Origin of the sequence: Microcystis sp. LE18-22.4A, from assembly GCF_027531105.1 — a bacterium.
GTDB classification, from domain to species: domain Bacteria; phylum Cyanobacteriota; class Cyanobacteriia; order Cyanobacteriales; family Microcystaceae; genus Microcystis; species Microcystis aeruginosa.
The window spans coordinates 1-9635 of the sequence record NZ_JAPZRB010000250.1 but is presented as its reverse complement, the minus strand read 5'-3'; the positions used below and the strand labels follow the sequence as shown (position 1 = coordinate 9635).

Here is a 9635-nt window from a genome sequence, read left to right as displayed (position 1 = left end):
GAGGGGGTCAATTACCTAATTTTCAGGGAAAAAGTCCAGGGATTTTTCCCCCGATCACTCCCAGATCCATTACTTTTTGATGGCCAAAAGGTCTAAAAGTTTTACCCAACAAGGTTTTTAGATTTATTCAGCAAACCCTATACTATTTCTTGATTTCGCGGGCCATTTTCAGGAAAGGATTGATATTGTCATCGTTAGCGCGACGAACGTTATCATTAGCAGCGTTAGCCTTACTATTAGCCTCGGAAGTAGCCGATTTTGCCACAATACCGTTATCGGTGACTTTGCTGACTTCCATAGAAGAAATCTGTTTAATCGATTCGCCACCCTTTTTATTCGAGGCAGTTTTCGGGAAAGTACGTCGGATCGTGATCGGTGTCCGCATAAAGTCGATATCACCGAGAGTTTTAGCGTCATCGGGTTCCAAGTAAAAAGCCTCTTTCGGTTCCGGTGCGCTCATATCCATCGGTTCATCGACGTATTTCGTCTTATTGCCAAACAGGCCAAAGAATCCAGCCATTTTCTCGCTCTCCTAAATAAATATATTTACCATAAATTGCTGCTGATTGTTAAATCATATCAATATTTATGACAAAAAGCCAGGTAGCCATCTATCAGTTATCAGTGATCAGTTATCAGATGTGAGTTTTCAGTTCACTGATTACTGTTTACTGTTTACTGATCACTGAAAAGCTTCCCACACCCTACACCCCACACCCCACACCCCAATCAACGCTGTTCTAACCTACGACTGGCTAGGGACATAGAATAACAGAAAATCCAGTAAATAAACGCCAAAAATAGATAAACCTCTGGATAATCGCCGATAAATTTCGGATTAGCTAAAACCGATCCTGCCATACCCAAGAGGTCCACCAATCCCACGATCGCCAGTAGGGAAGTATCCTTAAATAAACTGATAAATTGACCGACAATAGCGGGAATGACCGCTTTTAAAGCTTGGGGTAGAACGATCAATAATAAAACGAAAATCGGTTTTAAACCCAAGGCTTTGGCCGCTTCAATTTGACCTTTGGGAATCGCTTGTAAACCACCGCGGACATTTTCGGCCAGATAGGCTGCTGCAAAAAGGGTAAATCCGGCGATCGCTCTGATCACCCGTTCCGGTCTCGTCCCGGCGGGTAAAATTAAAGGTAACATCACCTGAGCCATGAATAAAATTCCCAACAAAGGTAAACCGCGCAATAATTCGATATAGCCAATAGATAGCCAACGAATTGCCGGTAATTCACTCTGTCTCCCCAGGGCTAATAATACCCCCAAGGGGAAAGATAAAATCATACTGGCGATCGCTACTAATAAAGTTAAGATTAAACCACTGAGATCATCGAGGGGAATTGCCTTTAAAAATAATCCCCCCAATAGCAACCAAGCGATTAAAGGTAAAGTCAATAACCAGAGCAATCCCCACCAGCGTTGGAGAAAAGCGGGGCAATTGGGGAAGCGACCCCGGTTTAATTGCCAAGAAAACAGTGATAAAGCCGCAATTATCGTTAAAATCAGCCAAATTCGCCATATTGACTGTTCTGGATAACGACCGACCACAAATAAACCGATATTTTCCGTCACTACAGCCCATTTTGCCTGATTTATCGCCCAATCGAGAAAACTTAAGCCCCCCCAGAGGCTGAGAAATAGACCCGCAAGGGTTAAGATGACGTTGTACCAAGTGTTAAAGAGATTTTTTCTTAACCAGAGTCCCATAAAATTCCCTAACCTCTACAGTGGTGATCCTCGTACTTATTCAGTACAATGGTGCTATTAGAAAAATTCAGACTGATTTTCGACCATGAACAGTTGCATTTTAATGGCTAAAATTGTCCGTCGTCCCGAATTACGTTATACCCAAGATAATCAAACTCCCTACGCTCAAATGTTAGTCGAGTTTTCTGCCAATCGTGCCGAGGCAACCCCGACTAATTTAAGGGCCGTAGCTTGGGGAAATTTGGCCTCAGAAGTCGCTCAGAACTATCATGAAGGTGATCAGGTAATTTTGGAAGGTCGTCTCTCGATGCAGACGATCGATCGTCCCGAAGGTTTTAAGGAAAAACGGGCCGAATTAGTCATTAGTCATCTCTATCATCTTGACGGTAGCGTGAGTAGCGGTGAAATGGCAGCCCCGACTCCAGAAAAAGTCGTACCAATCAATGCCCACAAATCGAATAAAACCGAGGTGGAAAAACCCGTCGCACCTGTCTCCACCGGGGATTTTGAATATGACGCATCCTATGAACTTTCTAATCCTTCCGCTTGGCAACCTTCTGACACATCGGTGGAGGAAAATTTAGACGATATTCCTTTCTAATCACCCCGACAGAATTAATGGCTCTTCTCGATTTTGTCTGATAATTTTTGCCTATGGAATCGTGAAATGCTGATCAGGCAAGACTTTAAGCACTATTTGGCGGATATTCTATCAGTATAGACCTCGTTTTCACACAGAAACCAGAAGAGCCAGTTCTTGCCTTCTAACCCCCCAACTCCCCACCATTGATACTTTTCTTTTGTTGAACGTAGCTCTGAAAATCGGCGAGGGTCAGTTCATCTAACCACTGGTGTCGCTCGGCGGTGTAATCGCCATGGCCGACTTCCAATTGTTGCAGGAAGCGGAGCATTCCCACCACCCCTAAAGAGTCAACTAAAGCTTGATATCCTTGTTTTCTCAGTTCAGCTAATTTCATTGCCATCCTCCTTTGACACTCCCATCGCTAAAAGCGAGGGATTCTCTACCATTACGTTAATTGAATCTCTATATTGTTGAGCTTTTCGCAGCAGCCTGTCATCGGTGGTCAGGAAAATATCAGCGCCCCCCGCTTCAGCAAAAGCCAGATGTAAGGCATCATAAAACTTAAAACCCAGTTGGGAGGTACGGAGTAGGGGCAATTCATGAATTGCCCCTACTGGCGATGGGCGTTTCCCTCGATACCATCCAACGGGCAGCTTCTACAGTAGCTTCTTGCCAAAATTCGGCATCAGTAGCAGCTATATCTGAATAATCGATATCAGAATCTTTCATCTGACCAAGTAGCTTTAATTGTTCCTCTCTCGACATACTCATAATAAATAATCACCTAAGTAGGTAGGCGTTAAAAATCATCAGATCCCCCCGCCTATCGGCACCCCCCTTATCAAGCTATCCATTAGTCACATCTTTCTTAACATAAAATTTGACAAAAAGAGAAAAGTGTGCCAGATGGCTCAAGGGGGTTCTATGGGGGAACTAATTTGATGAGATAGTTTCCAAGTCTCGCTGATATCATGTAACCTTCGCAGTCCCAACCAAATAGTTTTAACACCTGGTTCACCGTCACCTTTTCTACCTAAAAACCCCCCAAGAGAAGCAATCATTCTGACCGCTTCCCTAAAGGAGGGCGGCTTTTCAGGTGGCGGACTCTTTTTATGAATAGTGGCACACAAAGATTGCCATTCATGTTCTTCCAAAAAACTTTCACAACTCTCCTCTCCGTGTAAGCGTGCTTGATAGGTTAACCAAAGTAATCTCCAAGCTACAATTGAGTAGGTAGCTAAGGCCATCTCAATTCTCCTACCCGTTTCTAATTGCAGTTTTTCTAATCCACAACCACTTTTTAAAACAAAATGATAGCGTTCTATCAACCAGCGATAACTATACCAGCGCACACAGGTTATCGCTGATTCAAAGCTACTAATGTCTAGGCTAGTTAAGAGGAGCCAACTGATAGGATTAACCCCGGTATGCGGATTTTCTTCTTCAGCTAAAATTACCTGTAATTTGACCGGTTGACGAGGGTTCGCTTTCGAGTGATGCTTAGGTACTTGTATTTCAAAACTGGCAAATCTAACTGTTAGTTTAGCTAGTCTAGCCTCGTGATTAGGATTGCGTTTTACTTGCACATCTAGGCTACCACAGGCTTTAACTTCTCTGATGGATTGATGTAAATATTTAGGCTCTGGATGCCCTGACCTTTGCTTGTCTTCGAGATAGTTAACTTTTCGGTTATGAGTTCCTCGGATTAATAAATGAGAGTTAGGACTTCTTGATTGGGCAAATAAATCAAATATGTCTGCCTCACAATCTCCGATTGTTACTACTTGAATATCTTCGGGTATTTGTTGTTGTGTTTCTGATAAAGAATCTAACCATCTTTGACTTTCTTTTTCTTCGGTTTCTCTTTTTTTTCTTTCCTTGGCAATCCCTAAATTCTTTTCTTCTCTTGCCCAGACATATTGATTAATCAGTCCTAAAGGTATTCCTGGCGCTGACACTCCTAATGTGGTATGAACTTTGAGACCAAAGGATTTTTTATAATCTAGATAACCCATTCCTTTTTTGGCTTTTTGCGTCGTAAAGTCTAAACTTGTTGTGTCTTGCACTGCCAAAACTATTGGATGTTCTTTGATTCTTTCTACTGTACTTTTGGCTTGGGCGGCAATTATATCTGACGGGTGAAAATAGGGGGAATTCCAAAAGTCGTAGGTGGCACTCGCTGCGGCTAGATTTCCTGAAGCTTGTGGCACACTTGTACTAGGTTGGCTGGCCAAGTTTTCTACGATACTGATTAACCTTTTCTTTCTTCTGGTGTCCCCTAGGTCTGCATACTGTAATTCTTGGGCTGCCCATTTCTCCATTTTTTTGCTTACCTCCACCTTAATTCCTTCTTTCAAAACTATACCTATCAATCGTTTCCCCTTTTTTTAAGTTTCTTCTCTTTTTGTTAAGAAAGATCTGACTAATGGATAGCTTATTAAGGGGGGATCAAGGGGGGATCAGCGCCCCCCTTATTAAGGGGATATCAAAGGCGAAATCTATCTTCAATTTAATTGAAACGACTATCATAAAAGACTATGATCGTGTTTGTTGCGAAGTTGCTGAAGAGTCTTGCGATCGCTGTCTAGATCGACTTCATCGTAATGTAAATCGGCATCGTGGTTTTTCAAAAAAGCATCCACCACCCAACGAGAAGATAGACCTAAAATACTTCCGACCTCGGCACTGGTGATTTTTTCCGCTCGGTAGGCCTGCACCACCAAAGCCTCTAAAATTTCACGGGTAAGATTATTGTAGTTGTAATGTTGAAGCAATTCATCGGGAATATCGATAGTAATTTTCATGATTTAGCTTCCTTTTTTTTGGGTTTACCGATAATGTTTATAGAACTTAGGTTGGATTGAAGCATGAAACCCAACGCCTATTCTATACCTTCTCAACAGGATTTAGTATAACTTTTGGATATGGATAAAGCTGGCATTTCTATTACTTCGCTTCAAATAATTTCCGAATCTCGTTAATAGAAATATAGATACCGACAACAGCACCTAGCAAAAGAGGGATTTGACTATCCGAACCAAGGCATTTCTGAAAATTTTCATCGGTTAACACTTTATAGACCACCTTAAATAGGGTAAATGCAGTCCACAAAGTTAACCCAGAAACGAAAAGAATTTCTAGATAAGATTTATTGTTTCCCCGTCGCTGCCGTCTTCTTGTAACCACTGCCACGCTTGCGGTAATGACCAAGGTTCCGATTAACAAAAGAAAGTTTTCAATGTTAACAATCTTCATCAAAAATTTATGCTGATTTTGCTTTCCTAAAAGTAATATACCATCCGCAGCCGGCCGCTAATATCGCACCAATAACCGCGCCATAAACTCCCGCAATCGATCCCCCTAGGGCTGCACCTCCCACCGTTACCACCATCAGGCGATCGGCTTTATCCCAAAATCGAGGGGAATCAGCACCCTCGCGATCAAGGGGGGATCCAGCTAATTTTTGGGCAGTTTTTACCCAATCTTGGCTAGGAATAACATCATTAATAAATAGGGACTCGAAATCTAAACTATCGGGAAAAATGACGCTTAAACTTTTGGCGCATTCTTGGTTAGCATAGGCTGCGTCTAATTCTTCGATCGCTTTTTTATAAGCTTTTTCTAGGGGGGGAAAATCCTTGACAAGTTGCCGCAATTGTGTTGCTGCCTGGGGTTGTTCTTCCCTTAATAATCGTTCAATTTCTTTGAGCGATCGCTGTAGATATTCTGGCAAGGGTTCAGTCTGCTGTGCGAGGGCGATTAGCAGCGCTTCAAGATCGATAATTGTTTTGGGAATTTCCATAAGTTAGTCCTGTCCAGTCAGGGTATAGGCCGCCCAATAGTAAGGATCGCTATATTCTGTTAGTTGATCTAGCCCTATTGTACTGCCTTCCTTTAAAATATTCGCCGCCCTCGCCTCCAGTCGATCGACCCCTTCCCTTAGGTCGGGAAGTTGTCCAAGTTGCTCGATCCAGTTAGCTAGTTGCTGCCAAGTGATATTTTTTAACCAATTTTGTGTATTTTTCAGAGCTAGGGCCGGGGATTCACCCGCTAATAATCTTTGATAGAAGTTAATCATAAACCAAGCACTAGAAATCTCCTTCACCGGCCAGAGGGTACTGACCACATTAGTCGCACCCGCTGCCCGGAAAGCACTGACGAGGCCGACGTATTCGGTAGTAATGCCATCCTTACCGGTGAGAGCGGTTTCACAGGCAGCCAGACAGACGAGACGGTAACTAGAGAGGTTGAGCTTGTTGATATCCCGGACAGTCAATAAACCATCGCTAAGGGCGATCGCAGACTCCTGGGGACGAAAAGAGTCATAAAAGCCGTGACCAGTGAAATGAAAGGTTTTATGGGCATTTTCGAGGGCTTTGCGGACGTTTTCCCGTGATGCCTTTTTCGGGCTAATTCTCTGGCTCGGTTGCAGGATATGGCTAATAATTGCTGATTCCAGTTGGGCGAAATCCATGGGTTTTTGTTCCGTTTTGGGGTCTTCGACGCTGAGGAGGGGAGAATAGGAGGAATCGCCGGACTGGGGACGCAAACCGACCTGAGCAGAGGGGAGATAGGTGGCGGTGTATTTTTCGGGGAAGAGGGTATGTAGGGGGAAGCGGTGCAGATCCCGGTGGGGGATGAGAATCAGGGAATCAACGGAAACCGGCAAAGGTTCGAGAATTTTATCGATCTGTAAAATCCGCTTTAATTCGGCAAAACGGCTGTTAAGTGACAATCTCCAGGGGTGATTTTGTTTATTCTCGGTTTCTTTTTTACTGGCATAGTCAAGGTATTGTTTATCCCATTCGGTTAACCAAGTCCGAAACTGTCGCGCTGGTTGACGGCGTTGTTCTGGCTCGACAATGACGGGATCAGCCTCTGCGGTGATAATAAAGGTGGTGAGATTGTCCTCGCTGAGATACCAGTAAATAATCGCCTTATTCGGACTGGTCAGGCTTTGGATAGTGGCATAATCGGGACTGGTGGGGTTTTCTTGCCAACTATCGAGAATCCAAGTCAAACAACGATTTTTATAAAATTCTGCCTGTTCAATTGCGTCTAGGGGATGATTTTCCTCGATCAGTAAATCGATTTCTAGGTGACTAAAACTGCTGAATTTTGCCTCAAAAGCCGGTTTATCCCGTTTCTGGGCGCGTAGTCTGGTAAAAAGGTGGCGCCCCTGTTGTTGATAGAATCGCGCTTCAGGGATTTCCTGTAGGGAAAGATGAGCGCGGATCAATCCTTGCAGAATTTCTAAATGATCTTCCGGGAAGTCTTTTTCGCTGAGAATCGGTAAAGCGATTTGATAATGTCGGATCGCTTCGCGCCAATAGGGACTAGCTTTCTCTTTATACTGGGAATGTTCCAGATAAGCTTGCCCTAGATAGCGATAAATTTGCCCCCACGGAGGCGATCCTTGAATGAGGTGGGGAAGTGCCTCCCGGAGGGCGAAAATATGGGGTTCTCGGTCATTAAGGGCTACTATCGGTTTACGGTTAATGAGAGCTTCTAGACTAGGAGTAGAAACGCGATTTTTACTCAGAGAACAAACGTCCCACCCTCGGTTGCCCCAAGCTAGATGGTAATCGGGTTTAATTTCTAAAGCTCGATCGTAGGAGGCGATCGCTTCTTCTAATCTGCCTAAACTATGTAACGCACTCCCTCGGTTGTACCAAGCTTCATGGTAATCGGGTTTAATTTCTAAAGCTCGATCAAAGGATGCGATCGCTTTTTCAAACCTGCCTAAATTACCTAACGCAATCCCTCGGTTGTGCCAAGCTTCATGGAAATCGGGTTTAATTTCTAAAGCTCGATCGTAGGATGCGATCGCTTGTTCCAATCTGCCTAAATTACCTAACGCAATCCCTCGGTTGTACCAAGCTTCATGGTAATCGGGTTTAATTTCTAAAGCTCGATCAAAGGATGCGATCGCTTCTTCTAATCTGCCTAAATTACCTAACGCAACCCCTCGGTTGTTCCAAGCTTCATGGTAATCGGGTTTAAATTCTAAAGCTCGATCGTAGGATGCGATCTCTTCTTCCAATCTGCCTAAATTACCTAACGCAACCCCTCGGTTGTTCCAAGCTTCATGCTTATCGGGTTTAATTTCTAAAGCTCGATCGTAGGATGCGATCGCTTCTTCTAATCTGCCTAGATTACCTAACGCAACCCCTCGGTTGTACCAAGCTAGATGGAAATCGGGTTTAATTTCTAAAGCTCGATCGTAGGATGCGATCACTTCTGCCCATCTGCCTAAATTAGCTAACGCAACCCCTCGGTTGTACCAAGCTTCATGGTCATCGGGTTTAAATTCTAAAGCTTTGTCGTAGGATGCGATCGCGCCGAGAAAATCCCCATTGATTACTTTCTGGTTTCCTTGCTCAAACCAGAATGCGGCATCCTGAACCACTTCCGTTAAATCCGTCTCCTTTGAGTCTAGATTTTCCTCCTCCACACCGGAAACATCCCTCACCGCGTCGCGTAACTGGAGGCTAATCCGTTGGGACACTTCCCCCAGATTTCCCGTCATCACCTTGCCTAAAGCCGCCAGATCCCGCCCTAAAGTTTGATAATCTTCTGGATACTGTAGCCATTCCTCGCTTTTGACCCCTAGCCACCGCGCCAGCTTTTTATCGTCACAATGGCGACTGTATAGCCATCCCCGTAATCCGCCGGTAGTGGTTCCCGCCGCCACCTGCTCGAATAACCCCATCAATATCCCTTCATATTCCCCATCGCTGGGTTCTGGAGGAGTATTTTTGACTTTTTTGAGGTTAATTGCCTTCGGACTGGCAATAAAGAGCGATTTTAGCCAATTCCAGAGCTTTTTTAGTAAGGATAGCATCGAAGAAAAGCATAAAGGAAGATAAGGAAATTATATCTCTACTGCCGAAATCTGAAAATACCCTAGCGATCGCTATCTTCCGGCGAACGCTTCGCGCACGCTTCGCGTGACCGAGCCAATTCTAAGACCTGTTCGAGAGATAATCCCAGAGAAGCGGCGATTTCTTGGGGATTAACCCCCGCTCGCAATAATAAGGGAACAGAAGCCAATTTTCCGATGATTTCCCCTTCTTGGCGACCTTCTTGGCGACCTTCTTGGCGACCTTCTTGGCGACCTTCTTGGCGACCTTCTTGGCGACCTTCTTGACGACCTTCTTGGCGACCTTCTTGACGACCTTCTTGGCGACCTTCTTGGCGACCTTCCTCTAGGGCCTCCTGAAACACACGCGTCTGTCTTAACTCGCTTAAACTAAACATAGCTTCTATCTCCTTTCGATTAATCCGCGGCAACTTGTAAATCAAAATCGTCTCTATTAATTCTAAA

General features: G+C 44.3%; 11 protein-coding genes and 1 pseudogene. 1 reads left to right on the top strand and 11 read right to left on the bottom strand.

Translation table 11 applies throughout. The features are described from left to right. Positions 1-142: 142 nt before the first annotated feature. Entirely contained in the window at positions 143-520 is a 378-nt protein-coding gene (locus O9295_RS11515; RefSeq protein ID WP_002737069.1) for a hypothetical protein, read from the bottom strand. A 209-nt stretch (positions 521-729) separates the two neighbouring features. Beyond that, positions 730-1725 (bottom strand): amino acid ABC transporter permease, encoded by a 996-nt coding sequence (locus tag O9295_RS11510; protein WP_287628328.1) that lies wholly within the window; start codon positions 1723-1725, stop codon positions 730-732. An 85-nt stretch (positions 1726-1810) separates the two neighbouring features. Between O9295_RS11510 and O9295_RS11505 the strand changes: the two genes are divergently transcribed. Further along, on the top strand, positions 1811-2326 hold the full coding sequence (locus tag O9295_RS11505; RefSeq protein ID WP_288033017.1) for a single-stranded DNA-binding protein: 516 nt from the start codon (positions 1811-1813) through the stop codon (positions 2324-2326). Positions 2327-2489: 163 nt separating this feature from the next. On the opposite strand, the gene O9295_RS11500 is transcribed toward O9295_RS11505, so the two are convergent. The 9 genes and pseudogenes from O9295_RS11500 to O9295_RS11460 all read right to left on the bottom strand — a co-directional run. Further along, the gene (locus tag O9295_RS11500) at positions 2490-2702 is read right to left on the bottom strand and encodes a hypothetical protein (protein ID WP_002758270.1); all 213 of its coding nucleotides are present in this window, start codon (positions 2700-2702) and stop codon (positions 2490-2492) included. Then, a complete protein-coding gene (locus O9295_RS11495; RefSeq protein WP_002797011.1) occupies positions 2689-2904 on the bottom strand; it encodes a PIN domain-containing protein in 216 nt (71 codons plus the stop codon). The genes O9295_RS11500 and O9295_RS11495 overlap by 14 nt, the downstream gene beginning before the upstream one ends. Position 2905: 1 nt before the next feature. Next, complete coding sequence (locus tag O9295_RS11490; protein WP_172456625.1) at positions 2906-3079, bottom strand: hypothetical protein; 174 nt, start codon at positions 3077-3079, stop codon at positions 2906-2908. Positions 3080-3219: 140 nt separating this feature from the next. Beyond that, the gene (locus tag O9295_RS11485; RefSeq protein WP_288033019.1) at positions 3220-4629 is read right to left on the bottom strand and encodes an IS4 family transposase; all 1410 of its coding nucleotides are present in this window, start codon (positions 4627-4629) and stop codon (positions 3220-3222) included. Positions 4630-4833: 204 nt separating this feature from the next. Further along, positions 4834-5112 (bottom strand): UPF0175 family protein, encoded by a 279-nt coding sequence (locus O9295_RS11480; RefSeq protein WP_004163807.1) that lies wholly within the window; start codon positions 5110-5112, stop codon positions 4834-4836. Between the two features lie 142 nt (positions 5113-5254). Continuing rightward, positions 5255-5563: a hypothetical protein gene (locus O9295_RS11475; protein ID WP_052278237.1), complete on the bottom strand. Its 309-nt coding sequence runs from the start codon at positions 5561-5563 to the stop codon at positions 5255-5257. 7 nt (positions 5564-5570) lie between these two features. Then, entirely contained in the window at positions 5571-6110 is a 540-nt protein-coding gene (locus tag O9295_RS11470) for a hypothetical protein (RefSeq protein WP_288033016.1), read from the bottom strand. 3 nt (positions 6111-6113) lie between these two features. Further along, complete coding sequence (locus O9295_RS11465; protein WP_288033015.1) at positions 6114-9152, bottom strand: CHAT domain-containing protein; 3039 nt, start codon at positions 9150-9152, stop codon at positions 6114-6116. 62 nt (positions 9153-9214) lie between these two features. After that, positions 9215-9635: pseudogene (locus O9295_RS11460) on the bottom strand (Rpn family recombination-promoting nuclease/putative transposase); the annotation flags it as partial.

Coding starts and splice junctions, on each gene's coding strand:
- O9295_RS11515 (WP_002737069.1), bottom strand. CDS start 520: ATGGCTGGATTCTTTGGCCTGTTTGGCAATAAGACGAAATACGTCGAT.
- O9295_RS11510 (WP_287628328.1), bottom strand. CDS start 1,725: ATGGGACTCTGGTTAAGAAAAAATCTCTTTAACACTTGGTACAACGTC.
- O9295_RS11505 (WP_288033017.1), top strand. CDS start 1,811: ATGAACAGTTGCATTTTAATGGCTAAAATTGTCCGTCGTCCCGAATTA.
- O9295_RS11500 (WP_002758270.1), bottom strand. CDS start 2,702: ATGAAATTAGCTGAACTGAGAAAACAAGGATATCAAGCTTTAGTTGAC.
- O9295_RS11490 (WP_172456625.1), bottom strand. CDS start 3,079: ATGAGTATGTCGAGAGAGGAACAATTAAAGCTACTTGGTCAGATGAAA.
- O9295_RS11485 (WP_288033019.1), bottom strand. CDS start 4,629: ATGGAGAAATGGGCAGCCCAAGAATTACAGTATGCAGACCTAGGGGAC.
- O9295_RS11480 (WP_004163807.1), bottom strand. CDS start 5,112: ATGAAAATTACTATCGATATTCCCGATGAATTGCTTCAACATTACAAC.
- O9295_RS11475 (WP_052278237.1), bottom strand. CDS start 5,563: ATGAAGATTGTTAACATTGAAAACTTTCTTTTGTTAATCGGAACCTTG.
- O9295_RS11470 (WP_288033016.1), bottom strand. CDS start 6,110: ATGGAAATTCCCAAAACAATTATCGATCTTGAAGCGCTGCTAATCGCC.
- O9295_RS11465 (WP_288033015.1), bottom strand. CDS start 9,152: ATGCTATCCTTACTAAAAAAGCTCTGGAATTGGCTAAAATCGCTCTTT.